Here is a 26,632-nt window from a genome sequence, read left to right as displayed (position 1 = left end):
ACGCATGACTTCGAGCCGTAACCCGTCCGGCCTGGCGCTGCCCGAGCAGCGCGTCGTCGCCGTGGACGGCCTGTCGGTCACGTTCCGCCGCGAAGGCGCGACGTTCGACGCGGTGCGCAACGTGTCGTTTCACGTCGATCGCGGCGAGACGCTCGCGATCGTCGGCGAATCGGGTTCCGGCAAGTCGGTCACGTCGCTTGCGCTGATGCGGCTCGTCGAGCATGGCGGCGGCGCGATCACGAGCGGCCGGATCGCGTTCCGGCGCCGCGGCGGTGCGCTGCTGGATCTGGCGCAGGCGAGCGCCGCGACGATGCGCGGCATCCGCGGCTCGGACATCGCGATGATCTTCCAGGAGCCGATGACGTCGCTGAACCCGGTGTTTACGGTCGGCGACCAGATCAGCGAGGCGATCGCGCTGCACCAGTCGAAAAGCGCGGCCGAAGCGCGCGCGGAAGCGCTGCGGCTGCTCGATCTCGTGCGCATCCCGGAAGCGCGCCGGGTGTTCGTGCGTTATCCGCACCAGTTGTCGGGCGGGATGCGGCAGCGCGTGATGATCGCGATGGCGCTGTCGTGCCGGCCGGCGCTGCTGATCGCCGACGAGCCGACGACCGCGCTCGACGTGACGATCCAGGCGCAGATCCTGCAACTGATTCGCGGGCTGCAGGACGAGATGAACATGGGCGTGATCTTCATCACGCACGACATGGGCGTGGTGGCCGAAGTGGCCGACCGCGTGCTCGTGATGTATCGCGGCGAGAAGGTCGAGGAGGGCGAATCGGAGCGCATCTTCGCGACGCCCGCGCATCGCTACACGCGTGCGCTGCTCGCGGCCGTGCCGCGGCTCGGCTCGATGCAGGGCACCGACATACCCGAGAAATTCCCGTTGCTGAAGGTGGACGGCACCAGCGCCGCGCCTGCGGCGAACGACGATGTGCAGCCGCCCGTCGACCCGGCTTCGACGCCGATCCTGCGCGTACGCGATCTCGTCACGCGCTTTCCGGTGAAGAGCGGCGTGTTCGGCCGCGTGTCGCAGTACGTGCATGCGGTCGAGCGCGTGAGCTTCGAGCTGCGCGCGGGCGAGACGCTCGCGCTGGTCGGAGAGTCGGGCTGCGGCAAGTCGACCACCGGCCGTTCGCTGCTGCGCCTCGTCGAATCGCAAAGCGGGTCGATCGAATTCGACGGCCGCGACATCAGCGCGCTGAAGGGCCCGGACCTGCAGGCGCTGCGCCGGAACATCCAGTTCATCTTCCAGGATCCGTTCGCGTCGCTGAATCCGCGCCTCACGGTCGGTTTCTCGATCATGGAGCCGCTGCTCGTGCACGGCGTCGCGAGCGGCCGCGAAGCGCAGGCGCGCGTCGACTGGCTGCTCGACAAGGTCGGCCTGCCGCCCGAGGCCGCGCGTCGTTATCCGCACGAATTCTCGGGCGGCCAGCGCCAGCGGATCGCGATCGCGCGTGCGCTCGCGCTGAACCCGAAGGTCGTGATCGCCGACGAATCGGTGTCGGCGCTCGACGTGTCGGTGCAGGCGCAGATCGTCAACCTGATGCTCGATCTGCAGCGCGAGCTCGGCGTTGCATACCTGTTCATCTCGCACGACATGGCCGTCGTCGAGCGCGTCAGCCATCGCGTCGCGGTGATGTATCTCGGCCAGATCGTCGAGATCGGGCCGCGCCGCGCGGTGTTCGAAGCGCCGCAGCATCCGTACACGAAGAAGCTGATGAGCGCGGTGCCCGTGGCCGACCCCGCGCGCCGGCATGCGCCGCGCCAGCTCGCGGCGGACGAAATTCCGAGCCCGATCCGCGCGGTCGGCGACGAGCCGGTGGTTGCGCCGCTCGTCGCGGTCGGTCCCGATCATTACGTCGCGACGCATCGCGTCGGCGGCGCGTACTGAACGCGCGGGAGGTTGCATATGGACCGCAGCTGCGCACGAGCAAGGCAACGGCGTCTTTTTCCCGAGCGGGGGCAGTCACGCCGCGATTTCAACCATGCGTTACCGAATCATCCACAGGAGCCAAACAAGATGAACAAGCCGCATTCGTTCCCGATGTTCCGTCCGCGCGCGCTGATCGTCGCGGGCGCCAGCGCGTTCGCGCTGTCGGCCGCGGTGCCCGCATTCGCGCAGCAGACCGCGGTGATCGCGGTCGGCGAGACGTTCACGACGATGGACCCGTACGATTCGAACGACACCGTGTCGCAGGCTGCCGCGAAGTCGTTCTACGAGGGATTGTTCGGCTTCGACAAGGACATGAAGCTCGTCAACGTGCTCGCGACGAGCTATACGGCGTCGCCGGATGCGAAGGTCTATACCGTCAAGCTGCGCCAGGGCGTGAAGTTCCAGGACGGCACCGATTTCAACGCGGACGCGGTGAAGGTGGTGTTCGACCGCGTGACCGATCCGGCGAACAAGCTCAAGCGCTACAACCTGTTCCGCGTGATCGAGAAGACCGAGGTCGTCGATCCCTATACGGTGCGGTTCACGCTGCGCGAGCCGTTCTCGGCGTTCGTCAACACGCTCGCGCATCCGTCCGCGGTGATGATCTCGCCGACGGCGCTGAAGAAATGGGGCCGCGAGATCGGCCTGCATCCGGTCGGCACCGGGCCGTTCGAGTTCGTCGAGTGGAAGCAGACCGACGACATGAAGGTGAAGAAATACGCCGGCTACTGGAAGAAGGGCTATCCGAAGATCGACATGATCGACTGGAAGCCCGTGATCGACAACAACACGCGTGCGGCGCTGATGAAGGCAGGCCAGGCGGATCTGGCGTTCCGGATTCCGTACGAGCAGGTCGCGGACCTGAAGACCAATCCCAAGCTCGACGTGATCGAGCGGCCGTCGATCGTCGTGCGCTACATCTCGCTGAACACGCTGCAGAAGCCGTTCGACAATCCGAAGGTGCGCCAGGCGCTCAACTACGCGATCAACAAGGATGCGCTCGCGAAGGTCGCGTTCTCGGGCTTCGCGACGCCGGCGCCGGGCGTCGTGCCGCCGGGCGTCGAGTATGCGACGAAGACCGGACCCTGGCCGTACGACCCGGCGAAGGCGCGCACGCTGCTGAAGGAGGCAGGCTATCCGAACGGCTTCGAATCGACGCTCTGGTCCGGCTACAACAACACGACGTCGCAGAAGGTGATCCAGTTCGTCCAGCAGCAGCTCGCGCAGGTCGGCGTGAAGGTGCAGGTGCAGGCGCTCGAATCGGGCGAACGCGTCGCGAAGGTCGAGAGCGCGCAGGACCCGGCGAGCGCACCGGTGCGGATGTTCTACATCGGCTGGTCGTCGTCGACCGGCGAGGCGAACTGGGCGCTGACGCCGCTGCTCGCGTCCGCGTCGAAGCCGCCGAAGCTGTTCAATACCGCGTACTACCAGAACGGCATCTTCGACGACGCGCTGGAGAAGGCGCTGGCGACCACCGACCGCGCGAAGAAGGCCGAGTACTACGCCACCGCACAGAAGCAGATCTGGGCCGACGCGCCGTGGATCTTCCTCGTGCAGGAGAAGATCGTCTACGCGCGCAGCAAGCGCCTGCAAGGCATGTACGTGATGCCGGACGGTTCGTTCAACTTCGACGAAATCTCGCTGAAATAAGCGCGTTCGCGCGCGTCACGGCGCGCCGGCTGCGGGATGCCGGCGCGCCGCACTGGTTCGGTGCCCTATGCTGAATTTCATCATCAAACGCCTGTTCGGCCTGCTGCCCACGCTCGCGATCGTCGCGGTGCTGGTGTTCCTGTTCGTGCACCTGCTGCCGGGCGACCCCGCGCGGCTCGCGGCCGGCGCCGAAGCCGACGACGCGACGGTCGCGCTCGTGCGCGCCGATCTCGGGCTCGACAAGCCGATGCCAACCCAGTTCGCGAACTTCTTCGTGAAGATCGCGCACGGCGACTTCGGCGTGTCGACGCGCAGCAAGCGGCCGGTATCGACCGAGATCGGCGAGCGCTTCATGCCGACGCTGCTGCTGACGCTCGTCAGCATGGCGTGGGCGACGCTGTTCGGGATGGCGATCGGGATCGCGTCGGCGGTGTGGCGCAATCGCTGGCCCGACCGCATCGGCATGACGATCGCGGTGTCGGGCATCTCGTTTCCCGCATTCGCGCTCGGCATGCTGCTGATGGAGATCTTCTCGGTGAAGCTCGGCTGGCTGCCGGTCGTGCCGGACGGCACGTGGAAGAGCTACGTGCTGCCGTCGGTGACGCTCGGCGCCGCGGTCGCGGCCGTGATGGCACGCTTCACGCGCGCGTCGTTCGTCGAGGTGCTGAACGAGGATTTCGTGCGCACCGCGCGCGCGAAGGGCGTGCACGAGCCGATGGTCGTGCTCAAGCACTGCCTGCGCAACGCGATGATCCCGGTCGTCACGATGATGGGGCTGCAGTTCGGCTTCCTGCTCGGCGGCTCGATCGTCGTCGAGGCCGTGTTCAACTGGCCAGGGCTCGGGCGGCTGCTCGTCGATTCGGTGACGATGCGCGACTACCCGGTGATCCAGGCGATCGTGCTGCTGTTCTCGCTCGAATTCATTCTGATCAACCTGACCGTCGACGTGCTGTACGCGGTCATCAACCCGACCATCCGGTTCAAGTGAGGCGCGTATGAACGCGACTGTCCAGACCGCGGCGCCTGCCGCATCGACCGCGATCCGCACGCCGTGGCGCGAATTCTGGCGCAAGTTCCGCAAGCAGACGGTGGCGCTCGTCGCGGGTGGCTTCGTGCTGGCGCTCGTCGTGCTGGCATTCGTCGGCCCGCACATCGTGCCGTTCGATCCGGAGAACTATTTCGACTACGACGCGCTGAACGCGGGGCCGTCGGCCGTGCACTGGTTCGGCGTCGATTCGCTCGGCCGCGACATCTTCAGCCGGATCGTCACCGGCACGCGCATCTCGCTCGCGGCCGGTTTCTTCTCGGTCGCGCTAGGCGCGTTTATCGGCACGGTCTTCGGGCTGCTCGCCGGCTACTACGAAGGCTGGTGGGATCGCATCACGATGCGCATCGCCGACGTGCTGTTCGCGTTCCCGGGCATCCTGCTCGCGATCGGCGTGGTCGCGATTCTCGGCAACGGGATGATCAACGTGATCTGCGCGGTCGCAATCTTCAGCATTCCGGCGTTCGCGCGGCTCGTGCGCGGCAACACGCTGATGCTCAAGCACATGACCTACGTCGAAGCTGCACGCAGCATCGGCGCGTCGGACTGGACGATCATCATGCGGCACATCTTGCCGGGCACCGTGTCGTCGGTCGTCGTCTACTTCACGATGCGGATCGGCACGTCGATCATCACGGCCGCGAGCCTGTCGTTCCTCGGGCTCGGCGCGCAGCCGCCGACGCCGGAGTGGGGCGCGATGCTCAACGAGGCGCGCGCGGACATGGTGACGGCGCCGCACGTCGCGATTTTCCCCAGCCTCGCGATCTTCCTGACCGTGCTCGCGTTCAACCTGCTCGGCGACGGGCTGCGCGACGCGCTCGATCCGAAGCTGGAGCGCCGCTGATGCCAGCTGCACCGATGTGGGCCGCGACGCAGCCGGCCGGGCCGCGCGGCACGATCGCCGACGTGCCGGGCGTGACGGTCGGCCATTGCACGCTCGATGCCGGCAACGTGCAGACCGGCGTGACCGTCGTGAAGCCGCATCAGGGTGACGTGTACCGCAGCAAGGTGCCGGCCGGCGCGGCCGTGATCAACGGTTTCGGCAAGAGTGTCGGGCTCGTGCAGGTCGACGAGCTCGGCACGCTCGATACGCCGATCGCGCTGACCAGCACGTTCGGCGTCGGCGCGGTCGCGCAGGCGCAGATCCGCGCGGCGATCGCCGCGAATCCGCAGGTCGGCCGCGACTGGCCGACCGTCAATCCGCTCGTGTTCGAGTGCAACGACGGTTATCTGAACGATATCCAGGCGTTCGCGGTCACCGCCGCGCATTACGACGACGCATGCCGCGCCGCGTCGCGCGACGTCGCACGCGGCGCGGTGGGCGCCGGGCGCGGGATGTCGTGTTTCGACCTGAAGGGCGGGATCGGTTCGGCGTCGCGCGTCGTCGTCGCGGCCGGCAGGCCTTATACGGTCGGCGCGCTCGTGCTCGCAAATTTCGGCCGGCTGCCGATGCTGACGCTCGGCGGCGTGCCGCTCGGGCGCATCGTCGCGCAACGGCGTGCGGCCGGGGCCGCGCACGCGGCGCCCCCCGAGCAGGGCTCGATCATCCTGTTGCTCGCGACCGATGCGCCCCTCGACGCGCGGCAGCTGTCGCGGCTCGCACGCCGCGCGGCCGCGGGGTTGGCCCGCACGGGTTCCGTCTACGGGCATGGCAGCGGCGACATCGCGCTCGCATTCTCGACCGCGTACACGATCGCGCACGACGCGTCGACCATCGCGCTGCCGGCCCTCGTGGCCGATGCAGCGCTCGACCCGCTGTTCATGGCCGCGGCCGAAAGCGTCGAGCATGCGATCGCCGATGCATTGCTGCAGGCCGTGACGGTCGCCGGGCGCGACGGCCACGTGCGGCAATCGCTGCGCGATGCTGTGCCCGATCTCGATCATCTGTTCAACGAACACAACGAAGGGCGTCTTACCCAGTCATGAAGATCCTGATCTCGACCGACATCGAGGGCGTCGCCGGCGTATTCGCCACCGAGCAGACGCGCGCCGGCAATCCGGAATACGAGCGCGCGCGCCGCTGGATGACCGCCGAGGCGAACGCGGCGATCGAAGGCGCGTTCGCGGGCGGCGCGCAGGCCGTCTGGGTCAACGATTCGCATGGCGGCTATCGCAACCTGCTGCCCGACGGGCTCGATGCACGCTCACGCGTCGTGCTCGGCAAGCCGCGCACGCTCGGGATGATGGCGGGCCTCGAACAGCAGCCGGACCTCGTGTTCATGATCGGCTATCACGCGAAATCGCAGACGCGCGGCGTGCTTGCGCACACGATCAACAGTTTCGCGTTCACGCAGGTATGGCTGAACGGCGTCGAGCTCGGCGAAGCCGGGCTGTACGGCGCGCTGGCGCGCGAATATGGCGCGCACGTCGTACTGGCAACCGGCGACGACGTGTTCGCCGAGGAAACGCAGCCGCTGTTTCCGGACGCACGTTTCGAGACGCTCAAGACGGCCGGCGGCGCATCGAGCGGCGACACGCTCACGCCTGCCGCGTCGTGTGCGCGCATCGCGACCGCCGCGCGCGAAACGGTCGAGCACGCGCTGTCGGCGGGCTTGCGCGCCGGCACTCATCGGCCCGCGCCGGCCGCTTGCACGCTGCGCGTGCAGACGGCCGCGCTGGCCGACCTGTTCTGCGTGCTGCCGTCGCTCGAGCGCGTCGATGCGGTGACGCTGCGCTTCGACGGGCCGTCGGTCGAGCACGTGGTGCGCACGCTGAACAGCCTGTCGGCGATGTCGTTCATGCTGCGGTGATGCGCGCCGCAACGATGCCGCTTGCGTGCGGCGGGTCAGTCGCCGGCGACGGGGTGTGCCGTCGCGGCGAGCAGGAACGCTTCCATCGCCGCGACCAGCGCGAGCGGCGTCTCGTTCATCGGATAGTGGCCCGCATTACGCAGCACGTCGACGCTGGCGCGCGGATAGCGCCGCAGGTAGGTTCGCGCCATCAGCGCCGCGCCGAACGCCGGATCGTGCTCGCCGATCAGCACTTTCACCGGATGGACGCCCACGATCCCGTCGCTGAAATCCGTATCGGCCCACGCGCGAAAGTACGCGCCGAACGCGTGCGGCGACGAACAGGCTGCCGAATACGCGGCTTTCCACTCGACCCAGGCGGCGGGTAGCCGGCCGCCCGTGCTGCGATCGATGATGGTCCTGCGATCGGCAAGATTGTCGGCGGCGCGCTCGAATAGCGCGCGCCGCTCGGCGTCGAACGGCAGGCCGCCGCACGGCACGGGCGCGATCGGCACCAGCGCGCGCACGCGGTCGGGTGCGACGGCGGCGATCTTCTCGATCGCCATGCCGCCCATCGAATGGCCGACGAGGCTGAAGGTCGGGAAGCCGAGCGCGTCGGCGAGCGCGAGGGCATCGGCGGCGATCTCGTCGATCGTGTAGTCGCCGCGTGCGTCGCGCCTGCGGCCGTAGCCGCGGTAGTCCATGAACACATAGCTGAAGTGCTCGCGCGACAGCCACGCTTCGACGGGTTCGAACGCGCGGGCGTCGCCGAACCAGCCGTGCAGCACGAGAACAGGGTGGGGGCCGTCCCCCACGCGATGAAACGTATTCGGCATGTCCGCTCCGGTGAGGTTGCAATCCGGCCGATCAGGCCGGCGGGTCTTGCGGCCGTCAGGTCGCGCAAGCGTGGAGCGGATCGTAGATCGATCGAAGGAGACCCGCCTTCGATATCGGGTCATTGATGATGGAATTCGGGCCGTGAGAAATACGCTGCTAGATCCCTACGAACACATTCCCCGGAGCGTGGTCGTAACCGCCAACGACTATGCGGCGGGCACGACGTTTCCGGAACACGCGCACGGGCGCGGGCAATTCGCGTTCGCGTCGCGCGGCACGATCAGCGTGTCGACGCCGCACGGCCGCTGGCTGGTGCCGCCGCAACGCGCATGCTGGGTGCCGGCCGGCGTGCGGCACGAAATGACGATGACCGGACCGGTCACGATGCTCAACGCGTTCGTGTCCGGCGACGCCGCGCAGGAGGCCGGCCTGCCCGGGCAGTGCGGCGTGTATGGCGTGTCCGCGCTGCTGCGGCAGCTGATCGACGATGCGATCGACCTGCCGGCCATGTACGACGTAGACGGCCGTGCGGGCAAGCTGATGGCGCTGCTGATCGCGGAAATCGCGACGATGCCGCGCCTGTCGCTGCATGCGCCGCTGCCGGCCGACGCACGGCTCGCGAAGGTGTGCCGGCACCTGTTCGCGTCGCCGTCGATCGCGGCCGATCTCGACCGGGTGGCCGCCGACGCGGGCGTGAGTCGGCGCACGTTCACGCGGCAGTTCCGCGCGCAGACGGGTGTGAGTTTCGCCGCATGGCGCCAGCAGGTGTGCATGCTCGCGGCGATTTCCCGCCTGAGCGACGGGCAGCCGGTGACGCGCGTCGCGCTCGATCTCGGGTATGCGAGCGCGAGCGCGTTCACGTCGGCGTTTCGCCGCATTCTGGGCGACACGCCAAGCCGGTATCTGGAGATTCGGCGCTAGGCGGAAGGAAGCGACGACCGACGCGCGCCGCGCCCGTACGCCGCTCGCAGCCGCAAAAAAATACGCGCCTGCCCGATTCGGTCAGACGCGTTTAAAGGCACTCGGTCAGAAAAAAACGCGCACGGCCAGCAGGGCTGGTGTCGCGCATTGCCTGCGAGATTATTTCTCTTTTAGATTTAATCCTGCTGGCTCGTTGTGGATACCAAAGAATACGCCGCATAACGCGCAAACGATATCCTGTCGGCCCGACGATTCATGTGCTGTCGCAGCATGCGTTTCAATCGCGCGTTTGATGTGGGGGCAGAAGGCCGGAGCAACGGACATCGGCAACTGTGTCCCGGCGTGCTGCGGCGCAGCATCGAAAGATTGCGACTGGATAGAAAAAACGCCGCGTGGCGCGATGCCTGTCGGTATCGCGTCACGCGGCGGTGCGTCTGCATCCGGAACCGGCCTGTGCCGGCACGTGCGTCAAACGTCGAAGAACACCGTCTCGTCGGGCCCCTGCATGCGGATGTCGAAGCGGTAGACGATCGGGCGGCCCGGCTGCGCGTCGCGTTTCGCGACGAGCGTCGCACGGCGCTCGGCCGGCACTGCGTTCAGCACGGGGTCGGCTGCGTTCGCCGCGGCTTCGTCGTCGAAGTACACGCGCGTGAATGCATGGGAGAGGATCCCGCGCATCATCACGGTCACGTTGACGTGCGGCGCTTCGTCGGCGGCGATGCGGCCCGGCTTCACCGTCTCGACGACGAAGCGGTGCTGCGCATCGGTGCCCGTGCCGACTCGCGCGAAACCGGTGAAGCCGGATTTCGCGATGTCGTCGCGCGACGTCGGGTAGCGGCCCGCGCCGTCCACCTGCGTGAATTCGAGCACCGCGTCGCCGACGACGTTGCCGTCGCCGTCGAACACCTGGCCGACCAGCAGCACGTGCTCGCCTTCGGCGTGCGACGCGGCGATCGTCGGCGTGAACAGGCTTTTCAGGTCGTAGTCGTATTGCTGCGGGCACAGGCCGTACGCGAAGTACGGGCCGACCGTCTGCGAAGGGGTTTGCTTCAGCGTCGTCATGGTTCAGCGCTCCATCGGGGTAGCGTCGCGGCCGCGCAGCACGATGTCGAATTCGTAGCCGAGCGCATAGCCTTCTTCGGTGATGTCCATCGAGAAGCGCGAGATCAGGCGATCGCGCGCGGCCTCGGGCGTGCCCTGGAAGATCGGGTCGTACGCGAGCAGCGGGTCGCCGGGGAAGTACATCTGCGTGACGAGACGCGAGCCGAAGTAATCGCCGAACAGCGAGAAGTGGATGTGATTCGGGCGCCACGCGTTCGGATGGTTGCCCCACGGATACGCGCCGGGCTTGATCGTCAGGAAGCGGTAGCGGCCTTCGTCGTCGGTCAGGCAGCGGCCCGCGCCGAGGAAGTTCGGGTCGAGCGGCGCGTCGTGCTGGTCGACCTTGTGCACGTAGCGGCCGGCCGCGTTTGCCTGCCACACCTCGACGAGCGTGTTGCGCACGGGCTTGCCGCCTTCGTCGAGCACGCGGCCCGTGACGACCATGCGCTCGCCGAGCGGCTCGCCGTTCTTCACGGCATTCTTCGTCAGGTCGTGGTCGAGTGCGCCGAGATCTTCAGCGCCGTAGACGGGCGCGTACTGGTCGCGCAGCTTGTCCTTCAGCGGGATCAGCGGGCGGGTCGGGCCGCGCTTCACCGACGAGCGGTATTCGGGGTGGACATAGGCCGGATGCGACGGCCAGTCGCGCGGCGTGAGGATCGTGGGGGAATCCATCGGGCGTCTCCTGATAGGTATTTCGCGAAGTGCGATGGCAGGACTTTAGCCAATCCAGGAAGTTATGAAAAATGACCTTTTTTCGCGAGAAGCATAACCATTCGTTATGTGCGATGCGCCAATGAAAAATCCGCCGGACAGGATGCCTGTCCGGCGGATGAAAGCGATCGGGCTTTGCGTCGTCGGTGATGACCCCGCGCACGGCCCTCCAGCCAGCCCGTCGCTATTTTTTGTCTTTTGTTCTTGTTGTTATCCGGCCTCCCCGAGCCTGCCCGTCGTTATTGGCGGCCGGGATCGAACACGATCCCGTCGAATTCGAGCGACAGCGTGCCGCTGCGCAGCAGTGCGGCCGGTGTCGCGGCCCGGTCGGCGCCGAGCACATCGTTCACGTACTGCGCGCAGAACCCGCGCCGCACCCGCAGGTTGAAGCGGTTGCCGAGCAAAGCGTCGATCCGCTGTTCGGCCGTTGCATGCAACCGGCGCTGCTCGTCGGCGGTCGGTGCCGCGACGCGGCGCGCCAGCGCGATGCGTCCGCCGTCGGCATGGGCGACGAAGCGCGACAGCGGCGTGAGCTTCGTCCACGCAAACGCGGGCTCGGCGATCACGGGTTCGTCGCCCGACGTATCGACGACGATGCCGAAACGATTCGCCCATGCGCCCGTCGTGCCTGCCGCGTTGCGCGGCGAGCCGGCCGGCACACGGATGAACACGAGATCGCCGACATGCGCGCCGGCGGCCAGCGTGCGGACGGTGGCGAGCGGCATCGTGCGATCCGTATCGCGTGCATCGCGCGGTGCGGTGTGCTGCGGTTCGTAAGCGGCGGTTTCGGTTCGGGTGGCCATTTCGGCTCCGTCGTTGAGTGACAGGACGGAGCGGATTATGCAGACAAGTATCCAAAAGTGTTCATCTTCATGCGGAGGTAGCCTAATATCCGACCTTGAGCATCGTTTTTCGATACCAAAATGACCGAAACCGCCCAACTCATCGAAACGCTGAAGCGCCAGTTGAAGGCGCAGGGAATGACCTACCGCGACGTGGCGCGTGCGCTCGACGTTTCCGAGACGAGCGTGAAGCGGCTGTTCGCGAGCGGCCGCTTTACGCTGGAGCGCGTCGCGGAGATCGCGCAGTTGCTCGGCTATACGCTGGCCGAGCTCGTGCAGGAGGCATCGGCGTCGGCGCCGAGGCTGCACGTGCTGACCGAGCAGCAGGAGGCGCTGCTCGTGTCGGACGAGAAGCTGCTGCTCGTCGCCGTCTGCGCGATCAACTACTGGACCGTGCAGGACATCGTGTCGGCCTATCGATTGACGAAGGCCGAGTGCGTGAAATACCTGTTGATGCTCGACCGGATGAACGTCGTCGCGCTGCTGCCGGGCGACCGGATTCGCGTGCGTGTCGCGCGCGATTTCGACTGGCTGCCCGGCGGGCCGATCCGTCGTTATTTCCATGCGCACGCGCTCGGCGATTTCCTCGACAGCCGTTTCGACGGCGCGGGCGAGACGATGACGTTCTCGCAAGGGATGCTGACGGAGGCGGCCGCCGCGGAACTCGAACTGGAATTGCGCCGGCTGCGCAGCAAGGCGGCCGCGCTGCATGCGGAATCGTCGTCCGCACCGCTCGGGCAGAAGCACGGGACGGGTTTGCTGATCGCAAAGCGGGTCTGGGAGCCGACCGGTTTCCACGCGCTGCGGCGTGGCGCGTGACGTTTCACCGAATGCTTGGGCTTATCCGGAAAGTTATGCAAAATGGCATTTCATCGTCATTCGCATAACCACCCGTTATGAATAACCGTATCGCCGACGGCCGCGTCAAGTTTCGGCACCTGCAGTGCTTTCTCGCGGTCGCGCAGCTGGGCGGCGTGCAGAAGGCGGCCGAAAGCCTGTCGATCACGCAGCCGGCCGTGTCGAAGACGATCGCCGAACTGGAGGCGATCCTCGGCGTGAAGCTGTTCGAGCGCGGCCGGCAGGGCGCGCAGCCGACCCGCGAAGCGCAGTTGTTCATGCCGCACGCGAATGCGTGCGTGCTGGCGCTGCGGCAGGGTGTCGGGCTGCTCGCGCGCGAGGGCGGGGCCGCTGCCGCGACGCTGGAAATCGGCATGCTGCCGACTGTCGCGGCATCGCTTGCGCCCGCGTTGATGAAGGCGCTGGCGGAGCGCTGGCCGCGCATCGTCGTGCGGATCGCGACGGCCGCGAACGCCGATCTGCTCGAGCGCCTGAAGTCCGGTGCGATCGAATGCGCGATCGGGCGACTGTCGGAGCCGGAGCGGATGATCGGGCTCGCGTTCGAGCAGTTGTACAACGAGCCGCTCGTCGCGGTCGTGCGCGCAGGGCACCCGCTGCTGTCGAACACGGCGCCGGCCACCGAGCTCGCGCGCTATCCGGTCGTGCTGCCGCCGTACGGCACGCTGATCCGCCAGTCGGCCGAGCAGCTGCTCGGCACATGCGGCGTGCCGCCGCTGGATTCGTTCATCGAGGTGCTGTCGGTCTCGGTCGCGCGCGCGCTGGCGCTCGAGAACGACGCGGTCTGGTTCGTGCCGCTCTACGCGGCCGAATACGATCTGTCGGCCGGTGCGCTGGCGCGCCTGCCGCTGCCGTCCGCGGGTACCGACGAGCCGGTCGGGCTCATTCTGCGCACCGATGCGCAGCCGTCGCCGGTCGCACGGACGCTGATCGATGCCGTGCGCGACATCGCGCGGTCGCGGTTCGGCGACAAGCGCCCGCACCGGACGCCACGCGCCGCGCGCAAGCCGGGGCGCGGCGATCGCTGATCCTTCGTGCCGGGCGACAGCCCGGCTCAGTCTTTTTCTCCGTTTCCGGATTGGCCATCCGGCCAGTAGCCGTCCTCGCGGTGCTTGGCATATCGTATCGTTTTTGGTACGATCAGTGACAAGACGATGGCGAGACAGCAGATTCAGGTCACGCTCGGCGTGCGGTTCTTCAGCACGGCATGCGGCAACGAGCCGGTACGCGAATGGCTCAAGGCGCTTGAGCGCGCGGAGCGAAGGGCGATCGGCGAAGAGATCAAAACCGTTCAATTCGGCTGGCCGCTCGGCATGCCGCTGGTTCGGAAGATGGCGAAGGATCTGTGGGAGATCAGGATCGTGCTGCCCACGCGCAACGCTCGTGTCCTCTTCACGGTTGTCGGCGACACGATGGTCCTGCTGCACGGGTTCATCAAGAAGTCGCCGGCCACGCCGTCGGACGATCTCGACGTCACCGTCGCGCGCCTGACAGCGCTGACGCACGCCATTTGAATTCCCGGTTGCGCCGGAACGCACCGTCTCCGACGGTCGGGCAGCCGCAACGCCATGCACTGGAGTACGACATGACGACCACGAACAACCCGCATATCGGCAGCGATTTCGATACCTTCCTCGAAGAGGACGGCAATCTCGAAGCGGCCACCGCCACCGCGATCAAGCGCGTGATCGCGTGGCAGATCGGGCAGGAAATGAAGGCGCAGCACATCACGAAAACCGCGATGGCCGCGCGGATGAAAACCAGCCGTGCCGCGCTCAACCGGCTGCTCGACGAAACCGACACGAGCCTCACGCTGGCGACGCTCGCGAGCGCGGCCGCAGCACTCGGCAAACGGCTCAGCTTCGAGCTGGTGCCGGCCTGACCGGCGTGACGAAACGGCGCGCGGTCGGTTTGCGGCGATCGTCCGCGTGATGCGTGCAGCGAATTGGCCGGTGATCCGGCCTGCGATTCACCTGCGCGTCGCCGTGAGCGGGCAGGCGTCGGCCCAGGCGCATACGGCGGGTCATTTGCGCGGCCCGGTCACCTGCAGATAAAGCAGCGCGCCACCCGCGAGCAGCAGCGGGCACAGCAGATACCAGCCCGTCGTCAGGAACAGCCCGGCAACCGCAACCAGCGAAATCCACGCGCAGCGGTAAGCGATGCCGCCGCGCGGCAGCAACTTCAGCGCGGCGGCCGCACCGAGCCCATACACCATCACGAAACACCCGGACGTCACGAGCACGAGCGGTTTCGGCCCGACGTCCGAGATCGTCGTCGCGGCCAGCGCGACGGCCGCGAGCACGGCGATCACGCCGAGGCTGCGGCGCGGGACGCCGCCGACCTGGCTGCCTTGCGCGAGCCACGCGGGCAATGCGCCGTCGCGCCCGAGCGCCGCGCCGAGCTTGGCCGCGCCCGCGAAATACGCATTCATCGTGCCGAGCGTGAGCAGCAGCGCGGCCGCGGCCGCGAGCACCTGCGCGTGGCCGCCGATGCCGCCCGCGATCAGTTCGGCGAGCGGTGCGCCCGATGCGCCTGCAGACGGCCCGAGCACCGTCACGCTCGCGGCGGCGACCGACAGATACAGGAACCCGACGACCACGACCGCGATGCCGGCCGAGCGCGGCATGTCGTGCGCGGGCCGGCGGAATTCGGCCGCGAGATGCGTGATCGCTTCCCAGCCGGCGAAGCTCCACACGAGCAGCGCGGCAGCCTGGCCGACCGCGAGCCAGCCGTGCGGCGCGAACGGCTGCAGGTTCGAGGTGCGCGCATGCGGCGCGGACGCCAGCACCGCGGCGAGCAGCAGCGCGACGAGCAGTGCCGACAGTACGAGCTGCATGCGGCCTGATACGGTGACGCCGAATGCATTCGCGGCCGACACGGTGGCGATCAGTGCGGCAGCCGTGACGATGACCGTCGTGTGCCCGCCGCCCGTGACGGCCGCGACGTACGCGCCGCCGAACATCGCGGCGGCCGGCGCGCCGGCCGGCACCGCAAAGTAGAAGCACCAGCCGACGATCGCCGCCGCCTTCGGCCCGAATGCGCGCCGTGCGTAGGTCGACACGCCGCCCGCGTCGGGATAGCGTGCGCCGAGTGCGGCGAAGGTGGCCGCGAGCGGCCCGGACAGCACGACGAGCGCAGCCCACGCGAGCAGCGACGCCGGGCCGGCGACCTCGGCGGCCAGCGCAGGCAACGCGATCACGCCGGTGCCGAGCACCGCGCCGATATACAGTGCGGCACCCTGGAAAATGGTCAGCGAGCCCGCGTGATGAGCGGCGGGCGAGTCGGCATGCGCAGGCATGAGCGGCAGTCTCCGGAAGTCTTGTTGTGTGTGGGCGCGGGAGACCGCGCGGTCAATCGCACGATGCTACCCGAACGATGGCGGCAGCGCGGCCCGGCGATCAGTAGTCTGCGCTGCGCCGTCTGTCAGCCGATGTCAGCAGTGGCGCGCGAGCCGCAGGCGCGCATCCTCGCGCGCGGCGGGCGACAGTTCGGGCGCGTAGTGGAATGAACCCGACACGAGCGATGCGACGGGCACACCGTCGCGGAACAGCACGCGATTGCCGGCCAGCGCCGGCACCTTGTCGCCGGGCAGCAGCGTGCCGGCGAGATTCAACGGGTCGGCGCCCGTCACGCATATGTACTGCCCGTCGCCGGGTTGCCGCCGCAGTTCGCGCAGGATCGGAATCGCCTCGGGCAGCGCGAACTGCTCGCCCGCGAGCCCGGCGACGAAACGTCCACCGCGAATCTCGCCGCGCGCTTCGAGGCGCTGCAGCACGCGCGCGAGTTCGCGCCAGCTCGGCAGCCAGTCGGCCTCGCGTTCGAGCAGCCGCCAGAACACGACGCCGTAGCGGCGCAGCAGCGTCCACGCGATGTGTTCGAGCGCGTCGGGATCGGTCGCGGCCGGGCCGCGTTTCGGCGCCGGCGCATCGTCCTGCGGCGCGTGACGCTGCACGAGCGCCCAGCGGCCCGCATCGTCCATCCCGCCGATCAGCGCACCGCCGCGCCGTGTACGCGGCGCATAGGTCGCGCTGCGCTTGACGGCCGGCTTCAGCAGCGCACGCAGGCCCGCGTAGCTGTCCGCATTCACGAGGCCGGCCGACACGAGTTCGCCGAGTGCCTGTTCGAGTTCGACGGGCAGCATGTGCAGGTCGTCGAGCAGCGCATCGAAAAACATCGCGCCGTGTGCGGCGAGCGCGTCGCGTACCTGCGTGGCCCGCGCGGACAGCGCCGGTTGCGCGTCGGGGTCGCGCAGTGCCTGCCATGCGGCGAGGTGGCGGCGCGGCAGCAGCACGATCGGCGTCGTCTTCACAGGCGTGCCGGCCGTGCGCGCCGGTGCGCCGATGCGGGTCCACACGAGCTTGCCCGAGCGGCACAGCTCGTCGAGGCCGCCCGCCATGTAGTCGGTGAGCCGTGCGGGCAGCAGCGCGTCTTCCCACGCGCTTGCCGCGGCTTCGTAGCCTTCGAGTTGTTCGACCACGGCCGCGAGTGCGTCGCGGCCCGTGCCGCGCGTGTCCGGCGTCAGGTGTTGCCAATGGAACAGGAAGCGCATGAAGTCGGCGCGCTCGACCGGTTCGATCTCGCGGCGCAGCCGCTTCACCGTATAGCGATGAATGCGCGCGAGCAGATGGCGTTCGCACCATTCGTCCGCCGTCGCGCCCGGCGTGAACCGGCCGCGCATCACATAGCCTTCGCGCTCCAGCGCCGCGAGTGCCGTCGCGATCGACGCCGGCGGCAGGCCGAGCGGTGTCGCGATCGCGTCGAGCGCAAGCGGCCCGAAGCCGGTAAGCCGCGCGCGGACCACGTCGACGAGTGCGGTATCGGCTTCCCACGGTTGCGCGCAGGCGGCCGGCACCTTGAGCGCCGGTGTCACGCGTGCGTCGGGATGCAGCGTGCGCATGCATACGAGCCGTTCGACCGGCACCCACAGCGCGGCGCCGCCCGGCGCGACGAGTTGGGTTGCGCGGCGGCGCTCCGCGAGTTCCGCGAGCCGGTCGGGCCAGCCTTCGTGGGCCTGTGCTTCGCTGTCGGCGACGCATGCGAGCGTGAGCAGCGCATCGTGCATTTCGTCGGCGTCGCGCACGAGCGGCCATGCTTCGTCGCGCACCGCATCGATCGCATCGGCGTCGAGCGCGCCGAGATCGTCGGCCGATTCGGGATCGCTCCAGCGGCGCGACTGCACGGCCTGCGTGCGGCGCTCCTCGAGCGGCGCATCGTCGAGGAACGCGTAGGGTTTCGCGTTCAGGATCTCGGCCGCGAGCGGCGACGGCGCGGGCAGGTCTCGTGCGACGAGCTCGATCGCGCCGCTTTCGATCCGGCGCAGCAGCGCGAGCCAGCCGTCGGTGTCCATCGCGTCGTGCAGGCAATCGTCGAGCGTCTGGTCGACGAGCGGGTGATGCGGTATCTCGCGTTCGCCGACGATGTTCTCGAGGCACGCGACCTGATCCGGGAACACGGTCGCAAGCAGATCCTCGCTCTTCATGCGCTGCAGTTGAGGCGCGGTGCGCCGGCCGCCCGTGAAGCGCGGCAGCGCGAGCGCGGTCGTCGCGTTCCAGCGCCAGCGCACGCCGAACATCGGTGCGTCGAGCAGCGCCTGGACCAGCACGTGCTCGGCGCTGGCCGAACGCAGGTAGCGCCACACCTCGTCGAGCGCGAAGCTGTGCGCGAGCGACAGCGACAGGATGATCGCGTCGTCGGTCGCGGCGGCCTGCAGCTCGAAGTTGAAACTGCGACAGAAGCGCTTGCGCAGCGCGAGCCCCCATGCGCGGTTGATGCGGCTGCCGAACGGCGAATGGATCACGAGCTGCGTGCCGCCCGATTCGTCGAAGAAACGCTCCATCACGAGCGTGTCCTGTGTCGGCAGCACGCCGAGCGCGGCACGCGTGCGGGCGAGGTAGTCGGCGATCTGGTGCGCGGCGTCGGGCGACAGGTGGAGATCGTCGACGAGCCAGCGCAACGCCGGCGCGAGGCGGCTTTCGGCAGGGGCGATCGCGGTGCCTGTTTCGGCTTCCGCGTTGCTCGCGGTTTTACCACCCGCGCGTTTGCGCTCGCCGGCGTCCGCTTGCCGGTCGCCGTCGGCGAACAGCCCGTCGAGCCGTGCACGCAGCCGGCCGACCGCCGCCGACAGCTCGTCGCTGCGCCCCGGCGCCTCGCCGAGCCAGAACGGAATGTTCGGCGACTGGCCCTGCGCGTCCTCGACGCGCACGCGGCCCGTCTCCACGCGAATGATCCGGTACGACTGGTTGCCCAGCTGGAACACGTCGCCGGCCAGGCTCTCGATCGCGAAATCCTCGTTGACGGTGCCGACCTGGATGCCCTGCGGTTCGAGCAGCACTGCATAGTCGGCCATGTCGGGGATCGTGCCGCCCGACGTGGTCGCGGTCATCATCGCGTTGCGGCGCCCGCGCACCGTACCGCCGACCACGTCGCGATGCAGGTACGCGCCGCGCACGCCGCGGCGGCTCGTGAAGCCTTCGGCGAGCATCTTCATCACTTCGTCGAAGCGCTCGCGCGTCAGCCTCCCGTACGGCGCCGCGCGCGTGAAGCTCGCATACAGCGCGTCCTCCTGCCATTCCGTGCACGCGACTTCGGCGACGATCTGCTGCGCGAGCACGTCGAGCGGCGCTTCGGGAATCCTCAACGTGTCGAGTTCGCCGCGTTGCACGCAATCGAGCAGCGCCGCGCATTCGACGAGTTCGTCGCGCGACAGCGGGAACAGCCGGCCCTTCGGCACGCCGCCGACGTGGTGCCCCGAGCGGCCGACGCGCTGCAGGAACGGCGCGATGCCGCGCGGCGAGCCGACCTGGCAGACGAGATCGACATCGCCGATGTCGATGCCGAGTTCGAGCGATGCGGTGGCGACGAGCAGCTTCAGTTCGCCGCGCTTCAGGCGCTGCTCGGCATCGAAACGGTGCTCCTTCGCGAGACTGCCGTGATGCGCGGCGATCGCTTCCTTGCCGAGCCGGTCGGCGAGATGGCGCGCCATGCGCTCGGCAGTGCGCCGCGTGTTGACGAACACCAGCGTCGTGCGATGCGCGGCCGCGAGCCCCGCGATCCGGTCGTATATCTGTTCCCACACGTCGGTCGCCATCACGGGTTCGAGCGGCACGTTCGGCAGTTCGAGCGCGAGGTCGCGCTCGCGCGTGTGGCCCGTGTCGACGATCGTGCAGTCGCGCGGCGCATCGGCCGGGCCGCCGACCAGGAAGCGCGCGACCGCGTCGATCGGCTTTTGCGTCGCCGACAGCCCGATGCGCGGCAGCGCATGGCCGGCCAGCGCGTCGAGACGTTCGAGCGACAGCGCGAGATGGCTGCCGCGCTTGGACGATGCGAGCGCGTGGATTTCGTCGACGATGACCGAGCGCACGTTCGACAGCATCTGCCGCCCCGATGTGGACGACAGCAGTACGTACAGCGACTCGGGCGTCGTGACGAGGATGTGCGGCGCGCGCTTGCGCAGCGCGACGCGCTCGGCCTGCGTCGTGTCGCCGGTGCGCACGGCGGTGCGGATCGCCGGCACCGGCAGGCCGAGTTGCGCGAGCGATTCGCCGATGCCGGCGAGCGGTGCGTCGAGGTTCACGTGGATGTCGTTCGACAGCGCCTTCAGCGGCGACACGTAGACGACGAGCGTCGCATCGGGAAGCGCGCCGTCGTGCGACAGCGCATCGCGCACCAGATCGTCGAGCGCGCACAGGAACGCGGTGAGCGTCTTGCCGGAGCCGGTCGGTGCGGCGACGAGCGTCGAGCGGCCGGCCTTGATGTGCGGCCACGCGAGCGCCTGCGCGCCGGTCGGCGCGGCGAACGTGCGCCGGAACCACGCGGCGACGGCCGGGTGGAACACGTCGAGCGCACTGGCGGCAGGGCGGGTGGCGGTGACGTCCATCGGAGCGTTGAAATGGGGTGCGAGCGCGCGGACGGATCGCGCGCGAATCGAATCGTCAGTGTGCCAGACGTCGCGCGTGCGTGCCGGGCATCGCGTGCCGTTCGGGCACGCGTGTCGACGATTCAGATCGAGATGGGGGCCTGCGCCGCACTTTCAATGGACGTAAAGTTGCGTGTGCTTCGGCACGCCGATATCGCGCCGAAGCGACACTACGACACTTCAAGCGACTACACGCGATGCAGCCAGCCAAGCCAGTGTTCGAGCAGCGGCGCGCGCGTCCATAGCGATTGCGCGAGCCACAGCGTGCCGCCCCATGCGGCGGCCACCACGATCAGGTCGCAATGTCCGCTGTTCCACAGGTTGAGCGAATGGCGCCGCCAGATCCACGGCACGCCGAGCGGGTTCGGCCAGTCGGCGAGCAGGTGCATCACGCCGCCGCACGCGAAGCCGAACAGCGGCGCGGCCCACAGCGGATGCGGATGATGGGTGAGCCCATGCCACCCGAGCGCGAGCAGCGCGATCCAGCCGATGCCCCAGTGCGTGATGGTGCGGTGCGTGATCCACAGCCGCCGCTTGCGGGTCCACCATGCGACTTCGAGCCAGTCGGGCGCGGTGCCGCCCGCGACGCCCGCTGCGAACGCGGCGAGCATGCCTGCGTGCCACGGGCCTGTTGCGCCGGTCTGTGCGACGAGGACGGCGGCGGCGACGCCGGCCGCGAAGCCGGACGCATGATGCGCATTGTGTGATGCCATAGGGAATGAGACGAAGAAACGTGAAGCGGAGCGTGAGCGAAAGAAAACGATGCGGCGCGAAAGCGGGGCGCCATCTTCTCAGATCGGGCTGGGCAACGGGCGGCTCGTCCGCAGATTTTTTTGTATGCATGTGTTGCATGCGGCGCAGTTCGCAACTTTCCGTTTTGTGCGTTGCGTGATGACGCGCACCGCATGCAATTTCGACCGGTTCGTATGCATGCTGCTGCGCTGCTGCGTGACCGGACGCACCCGATCGATGGGCTTTCGCGCCGCGTCGCGTGTTCGACCCTTTTTGTCCCCCTATACTACGAAACCGGCATATGGCCGTCGGCGCGCCAGCGGCTATAAACGGACAGGTGCTTTTCCTGCCTGAAGGAGATCCACATGGGGGACATGCAATGACTACGCTGAATCGCTTCAAATCATCCGCGGTCGTGCTCGCGACGGTGGCCGGCATCGGTTTCCTGCCGAACGCGCCCGTCTATGCGAAAGGTCCGCAACCGGCGGTCCTGACGAGCTCGGCGGTCGCGGTGGCCGACAAGTACAGCGCGGATGCCGCGGAGCGGATCTTCAAGGAAGGCGGCAACGCGATCGACGCGGCCGTCGCGATCGCATTCACGCTCGCCGTCACGTATCCCGAAGCCGGCAACATCGGCGGCGGCGGCTTCATGACGATCTACAAGGACGGCAAGCCGTACTTCATCGACTACCGCGAGCGCGCGCCGCTCGCCGCGACCAAGGACATGTACCTCGACAAGGACGGCAACGTCGTCAAGGGCATGAGCCTGTACGGCCCGCGCGCGGTCGGCGTGCCGGGCACGGTCGCGGGCATGTGGGAAGCGCAGAAGCGCTTCGGCAAGCTGAAGTGGAAGCAGGTGCTCGCGCCGGCGATCCACTATGCGCGCGACGGCTTCGTCGTCGACGAGCAGCTCGCGCAGCGCGGCGTCGACGCGTCGAAGGAGTTCGGCGGCAAGACCAACTTCGACAAGTACTTCTCCGGGTTGAAGGCCGGCGTGAACTTCAAGCAGCCCGATCTCGCCGACGTGCTGACGCGAATCTCGAACGACGGCGCGGAAGGTTTCTACAAGGGCAAGACGGCCGAGCTGATCGCGGCTTCGATGAAGACCGGCGACGGCAACGGGCTGATCACCACCGAGGATCTCGCGCAATACCGCGCGGTGTGGCGCCAGCCGGTGCAGGCGAAGTGGAACGGCTATGACGTGATCACCGCGCCGCCCCCGAGCTCGGGCGGCATCGGCCTCGTGCAGCTGCTGAAGATGAAGGCCGACCGCAAGCAGGATTTCGAGGGCGTGAAGCTCAACTCGCCGCAGTACATCCACCTCGTCGCGGAAATCGAGAAGCGCGTGTTCGCCGATCGCGCGCAGTATCTCGGCGACCCGGACTTCTACAAGGTGCCGATCGCGCAACTGACCGACGACGCGTACATCGCGAAGCGCGCGGGCGAGGTCAATCCGAAGGAGCCGTCGGACACGAAGAGCGTGCAGCCGGGCCTTGGCACCACGATGCCGGAGAAGGCCGAAACGACGCACTTCTCGGTCGTCGACAAGTGGGGCAACGCGGTGTCGAACACGTATACGATCAACGGTTATTTCGGCTCGGGCGTGATCGCCGACGGCACGGGCATCGTGCTGAACGACGAGATGGACGACTTCTCCGCGAAGCCGGGCGTCGCGAACATGTTCGGCGTGGTCGGCAGCGACGCGAACGCGATCGAACCGAAGAAGCGCCCGCTGTCGTCGATGTCGCCGACGATCATGACCAGGAACGGCAAGGTGTCGCTCGTGATCGGCACGCCGGGCGGCTCGCGTATCTTCACGTCGATCTTCCAGGTGATCAACAACATCTACGACTTCAGGATGCCGTTGAAGGAAGCCGTCGGCGCGATGCGCTTCCATCACCAGCTGCTGCCGCCGAACACGATCTTCTGGGAGCCGTACCACCCGATCGAAGGCGAACTCGCGAAGCAGATCGAGGCGCGCGGCTACACGCTGAAGGGGCAGGACTTCAGCGGCGACATCCAGGTGATCAAGATCGACGGCAAGACGCCGGAGGCGATGGCCGACCCGCGCGGGCGCGGGGTGACGCGGGTGATTCACTGACTGGGCGCGTGCGGTCGCGAATGGCGGCCGCTTGTGCATCGACGAACGCCGGGCCGATGCCCGGCGTTTTTTTGTGCGCGGCTTGTTCGGCGTCGCGTGCTGCGCATGACGGCGCTGCGCGCGAGCAAGCCGCCGGGCCGGCTCGCCGACTGGTGTTCCCGCGCCGTTGGGCCACGATCAGCGCCGTGCACATGACGGCCAGTAGCGCCGCAACTACCCGATCGAAATGTCGATCGATCGCGAGCCTGGCCAGAGCGCTGCCCGCCAGCGTCGCCGCGCCGAACGCAAACGGTAGGACCACTGCGGCGCGGTCAGCGTGCTCATTCATCTCGGCGCGCAGAATGCCGCGCGCCAGTTTCAGTGTCGGCCGCTCATGTTGACAAGCGCATCGTCTAGCCATGACGGTGGACTTCATGGGGGCATCAGTTTCCGTGAACATCGATACAAAGCCGCGGGCGGTGATGTCTCGTGCCAACCATGCCTAATCGAAATGCGATTGTCTGAATTTAACAATTTTTGCAATTGATTTGCTGGATGGTTTGCGGCGCAAGTGTTATTCGAACTTATCCGATATTTATCAATACGGCTTTCATGTAGGATTCATGTCGCAAAAATCACGGAATGAGTTTTGAAAGGCGGGCTGCGCTAAAAAGATAAGTAAATTTCAATGGTTCGTAGTTATCGATAGTGCGCGTTTCCGCTCCATCTCAATTTTCATTAGGAATGAAAATGATAAGTCGTATTGGATTTTTCATGGCTGTTCTGACCTTGTCAGTCACGGTTGGTGCCCACGCCGCTGAATCCCGCGTGCAGGTACTAAGCGCCACCGTCAAAGACCAGAAGATAGCCGGCGCGTCGGTCATTCTGCAAAAGAACGGCGAGCAGTCGATTACCGCCACGACGGACGCGCAGGGGCAGGTGTCGATTGATGCCGGTGCGCTGACCGACGGAGCGTCGCTGATCATCATCAAGAAGGGAGGTTATTCGAATCTCGTCGCCAAATGCCCCTGCACCGGTCTTACCTATGCGTTGAGTCCGGTGATGCACAACCTGGACGGTCTGCGTGTGGTGCTGACTTGGGGCGCGACGCCGCAGGATCTTGATTCGCACATGGCCTATCCGGGCAACCACATATACTTCAGAAGCAAGCGTGGCGCCAATGCGAACCTCGATGTCGACGACACCGATGGCTATGGCCCGGAGACTGTCACGCTCGAGCGCAAGCGTGACGGCGAAACCTATGTGTATGCGGTGCACGACTATACCGACCGCGACAACCCGAGCACGATGGCGCTGTCGCAGAGTCAGGCGAAAGTGTTCGTCTATGTAGGCGAATCGCTGGTACGCACCTACTATGTGCCGCGAAATCAGTCGGGCAATCTGTGGACCGTGTTTCGCATCACTGGCGCTGGCGAGTTCCAGGACGTCAATACGATGCGCGGTGTGAGAGTAGACGCCGAAGATGTCCTGAACACGCTCGCTGATATCGGCGATGAACGTAACCGTGTCGTGGCTGACAATCAGGCTCCGATCGATTCCGTACGCGCACGCGCGTTCAATCAGTCCGGTGAAAATGCCTATCGCAACGGTCAGTTGGACGAGGCGATCGTTCTGTACGGTCAGGCTATCGAGCAGGATCCGAATTACGGGCAGGCTTATAGCAACCTCGGCCTGGCCTATCAAAAGGCGGGGCGCAGTGCCGAGGCGATCTGGGCCAACCGCAAGGCAATTGCACTCGCTAGTGGCGCCACTGCCGCTACGGTACGCGCGAGTTCCCACTACAACATCGGCCGGATGTACGAGTCCGCCGGGCAGTTTGCCAGCGCATTGGAAAACTACCAGGCGGCCAAGCGCGAAAAAAACAATGCGGTTTATGACAAGGCCATCGAGCGCGTCAGCGCGCGTATGTAATCAACCAGCCCCCCGCGGGCGGGGGCTGGTTCCCCTGAGAGTTCCGCATATGCATAAACGCCTTGCCGTGTTTAGTCTGCTGGCGATGGCCGGTCTGGCTCAGGCTGCCGGCCCAGGCGCAGTCGCGTCTGTCGACCGCAGTCTCTGGCCGGATTCCGTTGCTTCCGCCGCGGGATTCGACCGTGCCTCGCGCGCAGAAGTACTTAGCTTTGCGCACGCGTTGAGCGAGAGCGAGCGTGACGGCGACGGCATGCTGCGCGATCGGCTCAAACTCAAGCACACGCAATTCGACCAAGACGCGCTCGATCGTGTGCGCACGATATATTGGCGCCGTCTGGCAGCGAATTACACACTGGCATCGGTCCATTGTTTGCGGGACGAACCGTTCTGCCTTGGTCCGCTCGACGAGACGGCGTTCAGGAAGGCGGCGGCGGCTTTCACGCACGCCTCCGACGATCGCTACGCCGCGTGGTTCGCGGCGTCTCAGCGGTTCCACCGCACCTATCTGGACGAGTTGCTGCGTCTCGCGTCACTGTTCCAGCGCACCAGCAGCGAAGTGGCGACCTATTCGCCCAGCGAACTGACCGGCGACGAATTGGCCGACCGGCATTTCCTGCTCACCTTCGACGATGGACCCACCCGAAGTGGCGGCAACACCGACAAGTTGCTGGATACGCTGCGCAAACAACATCTCAGTGCCACCTTTTTCGTGCTAGGCGAACCGTTGCAGGCGCGATTGCAGCAAAATGCACCCGGGGAACTTTCTCGCACCTACCAGGGTATGTGCGTGGGCTCGCACGGCTGGCAACACAAGTCGCACAGTGCATGGCCGCAATGGCAGGACTCGGTTACGCGCAGCATTGGCCTTGTCAGTAGCAGCTTGCCTTCCAGTTATGTGCCACTGTTTCGCCCTCCGTATGGTCAGCGTCGTGCTGACAGCGGCGCGTTCTTTGATGCCCAAGGCTTGCGTGTGGCGCTGTGGAACATCGATTCGCAAGACTGGAACAGTAGGATGGACGCCGATCAGGTCAAGCAGCGAGTGTTGACGCTGATGCTGCTCTGGCGTCGTGGCGTCATTCTGTTTCACGACATCCACGCGAAGGCGTGGACCGTTGTGCCGTGGCTGGTCGAACAGACAAGCGGAACAGGCCTCCAATGGATTGACTGTCGTACGTATGGACGCGTCCGCGGCTCGTTCGATGACTGACGCGATGCCGTTCGTCCAGGGCTAGCGTGCTGGCTCCGACACGCTGACCGGGGCCAACGGTCCAGAACCAGGGCTCCAGCCAGTCGCTCGGCAATACGAACACGTTGCCGTTCACGTTCACGCATTTTTCTCGAAGAGCAGG

At 67.0% G+C, this 26,632-nt stretch carries 21 protein-coding genes; 14 read left to right on the top strand and 7 right to left on the bottom strand.

Annotated elements, in window-relative coordinates; genetic code table 11:
* Window positions 1–4: 4 nt before the first annotated feature.
* The 6 genes from ACM6JT_RS10725 (at window position 5) to ACM6JT_RS10700 (ending at window position 7,378) form a co-directional block, all read left to right on the top strand.
* Window positions 5–1,891, top strand: a complete 1,887-nt coding sequence (locus ACM6JT_RS10725; RefSeq protein WP_414856450.1) for a dipeptide ABC transporter ATP-binding protein — start codon at window positions 5–7, stop codon at window positions 1,889–1,891.
* Window positions 1,892–2,020: 129 nt separating this feature from the next.
* The gene (gene gsiB / locus ACM6JT_RS10720; protein ID WP_414856449.1) at window positions 2,021–3,583 is read left to right on the top strand and encodes a glutathione ABC transporter substrate-binding protein GsiB; all 1,563 of its coding nucleotides are present in this window, start codon (window positions 2,021–2,023) and stop codon (window positions 3,581–3,583) included.
* A gap of 67 nt (window positions 3,584–3,650) precedes the next feature.
* Window positions 3,651–4,571 carry a glutathione ABC transporter permease GsiC gene (gsiC, locus tag ACM6JT_RS10715; RefSeq protein WP_034179758.1) on the top strand — a complete coding sequence of 307 codons (921 nt, stop codon included), beginning with the start codon at window positions 3,651–3,653 and terminating at the stop codon, window positions 4,569–4,571.
* Between the two features lie 7 nt (window positions 4,572–4,578).
* On the top strand, window positions 4,579–5,472 hold the full coding sequence (gsiD, locus tag ACM6JT_RS10710; protein WP_105391251.1) for a glutathione ABC transporter permease GsiD: 894 nt from the start codon (window positions 4,579–4,581) through the stop codon (window positions 5,470–5,472).
* On the top strand, window positions 5,472–6,554 hold the full coding sequence (locus ACM6JT_RS10705) for a P1 family peptidase (protein WP_414856448.1): 1,083 nt from the start codon (window positions 5,472–5,474) through the stop codon (window positions 6,552–6,554). The genes gsiD and ACM6JT_RS10705 overlap by 1 nt, the downstream gene beginning before the upstream one ends.
* Window positions 6,551–7,378 carry a M55 family metallopeptidase gene (locus ACM6JT_RS10700; RefSeq protein WP_414856447.1) on the top strand — a complete coding sequence of 276 codons (828 nt, stop codon included), beginning with the start codon at window positions 6,551–6,553 and terminating at the stop codon, window positions 7,376–7,378. The genes ACM6JT_RS10705 and ACM6JT_RS10700 overlap by 4 nt, the downstream gene beginning before the upstream one ends.
* A 35-nt stretch (window positions 7,379–7,413) precedes the next feature.
* Here the strand turns inward: ACM6JT_RS10700 and ACM6JT_RS10695 are convergent, their stop codons facing one another.
* Window positions 7,414–8,193, bottom strand: a complete 780-nt coding sequence (locus tag ACM6JT_RS10695) for an alpha/beta fold hydrolase (RefSeq protein WP_414856732.1) — start codon at window positions 8,191–8,193, stop codon at window positions 7,414–7,416.
* A gap of 142 nt (window positions 8,194–8,335) precedes the next feature.
* On the opposite strand from ACM6JT_RS10695, the gene ACM6JT_RS10690 reads away from it, so the two are divergent.
* On the top strand, window positions 8,336–9,115 hold the full coding sequence (locus ACM6JT_RS10690; RefSeq protein ID WP_034179753.1) for an AraC family transcriptional regulator: 780 nt from the start codon (window positions 8,336–8,338) through the stop codon (window positions 9,113–9,115).
* Window positions 9,116–9,583: 468 nt separating this feature from the next.
* Here ACM6JT_RS10690 and pcaG read toward each other — a convergent pair whose 3' ends face one another.
* From pcaG to ACM6JT_RS10675, 3 genes are all read right to left on the bottom strand, one after another.
* Entirely contained in the window at window positions 9,584–10,177 is a 594-nt protein-coding gene (pcaG, locus tag ACM6JT_RS10685; RefSeq protein WP_034179752.1) for a protocatechuate 3,4-dioxygenase subunit alpha, read from the bottom strand.
* Window positions 10,178–10,180: 3 nt separating this feature from the next.
* Window positions 10,181–10,888, bottom strand: a complete 708-nt coding sequence (pcaH, locus tag ACM6JT_RS10680) for a protocatechuate 3,4-dioxygenase subunit beta (protein WP_034179751.1) — start codon at window positions 10,886–10,888, stop codon at window positions 10,181–10,183.
* A gap of 278 nt (window positions 10,889–11,166) precedes the next feature.
* Window positions 11,167–11,730, bottom strand: coding sequence for a YiiX/YebB-like N1pC/P60 family cysteine hydrolase (locus tag ACM6JT_RS10675; RefSeq protein WP_034179750.1), 564 nt, complete (start codon window positions 11,728–11,730; stop codon window positions 11,167–11,169).
* Between the two features lie 120 nt (window positions 11,731–11,850).
* Here ACM6JT_RS10675 and ACM6JT_RS10670 point away from each other — a divergent pair, with 120 nt between their 5' ends.
* The 4 genes from ACM6JT_RS10670 to ACM6JT_RS10655 all read left to right on the top strand — a co-directional run bounded on the left by ACM6JT_RS10670 (window position 11,851) and on the right by ACM6JT_RS10655 (window position 14,506).
* Window positions 11,851–12,588, top strand: a complete 738-nt coding sequence (locus ACM6JT_RS10670) for a helix-turn-helix domain-containing protein (RefSeq protein ID WP_034179749.1) — start codon at window positions 11,851–11,853, stop codon at window positions 12,586–12,588.
* A gap of 77 nt (window positions 12,589–12,665) precedes the next feature.
* Entirely contained in the window at window positions 12,666–13,652 is a 987-nt protein-coding gene (gene pcaQ, locus ACM6JT_RS10665; protein WP_414856446.1) for a pca operon transcription factor PcaQ, read from the top strand.
* Between the two features lie 126 nt (window positions 13,653–13,778).
* A complete protein-coding gene (locus ACM6JT_RS10660) occupies window positions 13,779–14,138 on the top strand; it encodes a type II toxin-antitoxin system RelE/ParE family toxin (RefSeq protein WP_105391246.1) in 360 nt (119 codons plus the stop codon).
* Window positions 14,139–14,209: 71 nt separating this feature from the next.
* A complete protein-coding gene (locus ACM6JT_RS10655; RefSeq protein WP_011355454.1) occupies window positions 14,210–14,506 on the top strand; it encodes an XRE family transcriptional regulator in 297 nt (98 codons plus the stop codon).
* A gap of 141 nt (window positions 14,507–14,647) precedes the next feature.
* Here ACM6JT_RS10655 and ACM6JT_RS10650 read toward each other — a convergent pair whose 3' ends face one another.
* The 3 genes from ACM6JT_RS10650 to ACM6JT_RS10640 form a co-directional block, all read right to left on the bottom strand.
* On the bottom strand, window positions 14,648–15,922 hold the full coding sequence (locus ACM6JT_RS10650; RefSeq protein WP_034179746.1) for an APC family permease: 1,275 nt from the start codon (window positions 15,920–15,922) through the stop codon (window positions 14,648–14,650).
* 135 nt (window positions 15,923–16,057) lie between these two features.
* The gene (locus tag ACM6JT_RS10645; protein ID WP_414856445.1) at window positions 16,058–20,500 is read right to left on the bottom strand and encodes a DEAD/DEAH box helicase; all 4,443 of its coding nucleotides are present in this window, start codon (window positions 20,498–20,500) and stop codon (window positions 16,058–16,060) included.
* A gap of 227 nt (window positions 20,501–20,727) precedes the next feature.
* Entirely contained in the window at window positions 20,728–21,252 is a 525-nt protein-coding gene (locus ACM6JT_RS10640; RefSeq protein ID WP_034179744.1) for a metal-dependent hydrolase, read from the bottom strand.
* A 398-nt stretch (window positions 21,253–21,650) separates the two neighbouring features.
* Between ACM6JT_RS10640 and ggt the strand changes: the two genes are divergently transcribed.
* The 3 genes from ggt (at window position 21,651) to ACM6JT_RS10625 (ending at window position 26,490) form a co-directional block, all read left to right on the top strand.
* Window positions 21,651–23,372 (top strand): gamma-glutamyltransferase, encoded by a 1,722-nt coding sequence (ggt, locus tag ACM6JT_RS10635; protein WP_034179743.1) that lies wholly within the window; start codon window positions 21,651–21,653, stop codon window positions 23,370–23,372.
* Window positions 23,373–24,125: 753 nt separating this feature from the next.
* Window positions 24,126–25,283, top strand: a complete 1,158-nt coding sequence (locus tag ACM6JT_RS10630) for a YfaP family protein (RefSeq protein WP_051983645.1) — start codon at window positions 24,126–24,128, stop codon at window positions 25,281–25,283.
* Window positions 25,284–25,332: 49 nt separating this feature from the next.
* Window positions 25,333–26,490, top strand: a complete 1,158-nt coding sequence (locus ACM6JT_RS10625) for a polysaccharide deacetylase family protein (RefSeq protein WP_414856444.1) — start codon at window positions 25,333–25,335, stop codon at window positions 26,488–26,490.
* Window positions 26,491–26,632: the final 142 nt, after the last annotated feature.

The organism is Burkholderia sp. IT-111MI5 (genome assembly GCF_949752865.1).
Lineage (GTDB): Bacteria > Pseudomonadota > Gammaproteobacteria > Burkholderiales > Burkholderiaceae > Burkholderia > Burkholderia pyrrocinia_C.
The sequence above is the reverse complement of the archived record's forward strand: the minus strand, read 5'-3'. Positions and strand labels throughout refer to the sequence as shown.

What these genes read in the sequence shown, in the direction of transcription:
- ACM6JT_RS10725 (WP_414856450.1), top strand. Translation starts at nt 5, where the DNA reads ATGACTTCGAGCCGTAACCCGTCCGGCCTGGCGCTGCCCGAGCAGCGC.
- gsiB (WP_414856449.1), top strand. Translation starts at nt 2,021, where the DNA reads ATGAACAAGCCGCATTCGTTCCCGATGTTCCGTCCGCGCGCGCTGATC.
- gsiC (WP_034179758.1), top strand. Translation starts at nt 3,651, where the DNA reads ATGCTGAATTTCATCATCAAACGCCTGTTCGGCCTGCTGCCCACGCTC.
- gsiD (WP_105391251.1), top strand. Translation starts at nt 4,579, where the DNA reads ATGAACGCGACTGTCCAGACCGCGGCGCCTGCCGCATCGACCGCGATC.
- ACM6JT_RS10705 (WP_414856448.1), top strand. Translation starts at nt 5,472, where the DNA reads ATGCCAGCTGCACCGATGTGGGCCGCGACGCAGCCGGCCGGGCCGCGC.
- ACM6JT_RS10700 (WP_414856447.1), top strand. Translation starts at nt 6,551, where the DNA reads ATGAAGATCCTGATCTCGACCGACATCGAGGGCGTCGCCGGCGTATTC.
- ACM6JT_RS10695 (WP_414856732.1), bottom strand. Translation starts at nt 8,193, where the DNA reads ATGCCGAATACGTTTCATCGCGTGGGGGACGGCCCCCACCCTGTTCTC.
- pcaG (WP_034179752.1), bottom strand. Translation starts at nt 10,177, where the DNA reads ATGACGACGCTGAAGCAAACCCCTTCGCAGACGGTCGGCCCGTACTTC.
- pcaH (WP_034179751.1), bottom strand. Translation starts at nt 10,888, where the DNA reads ATGGATTCCCCCACGATCCTCACGCCGCGCGACTGGCCGTCGCATCCG.
- ACM6JT_RS10675 (WP_034179750.1), bottom strand. Translation starts at nt 11,730, where the DNA reads ATGGCCACCCGAACCGAAACCGCCGCTTACGAACCGCAGCACACCGCA.
- ACM6JT_RS10670 (WP_034179749.1), top strand. Translation starts at nt 11,851, where the DNA reads ATGACCGAAACCGCCCAACTCATCGAAACGCTGAAGCGCCAGTTGAAG.
- pcaQ (WP_414856446.1), top strand. Translation starts at nt 12,666, where the DNA reads ATGAATAACCGTATCGCCGACGGCCGCGTCAAGTTTCGGCACCTGCAG.
- ACM6JT_RS10660 (WP_105391246.1), top strand. Translation starts at nt 13,779, where the DNA reads ATGGCGAGACAGCAGATTCAGGTCACGCTCGGCGTGCGGTTCTTCAGC.
- ACM6JT_RS10655 (WP_011355454.1), top strand. Translation starts at nt 14,210, where the DNA reads ATGACGACCACGAACAACCCGCATATCGGCAGCGATTTCGATACCTTC.
- ACM6JT_RS10650 (WP_034179746.1), bottom strand. Translation starts at nt 15,922, where the DNA reads ATGCCTGCGCATGCCGACTCGCCCGCCGCTCATCACGCGGGCTCGCTG.
- ACM6JT_RS10645 (WP_414856445.1), bottom strand. Translation starts at nt 20,500, where the DNA reads ATGGACGTCACCGCCACCCGCCCTGCCGCCAGTGCGCTCGACGTGTTC.
- ACM6JT_RS10640 (WP_034179744.1), bottom strand. Translation starts at nt 21,252, where the DNA reads ATGGCATCACACAATGCGCATCATGCGTCCGGCTTCGCGGCCGGCGTC.
- ggt (WP_034179743.1), top strand. Translation starts at nt 21,651, where the DNA reads ATGACTACGCTGAATCGCTTCAAATCATCCGCGGTCGTGCTCGCGACG.
- ACM6JT_RS10630 (WP_051983645.1), top strand. Translation starts at nt 24,126, where the DNA reads ATGGCTGTTCTGACCTTGTCAGTCACGGTTGGTGCCCACGCCGCTGAA.
- ACM6JT_RS10625 (WP_414856444.1), top strand. Translation starts at nt 25,333, where the DNA reads ATGCATAAACGCCTTGCCGTGTTTAGTCTGCTGGCGATGGCCGGTCTG.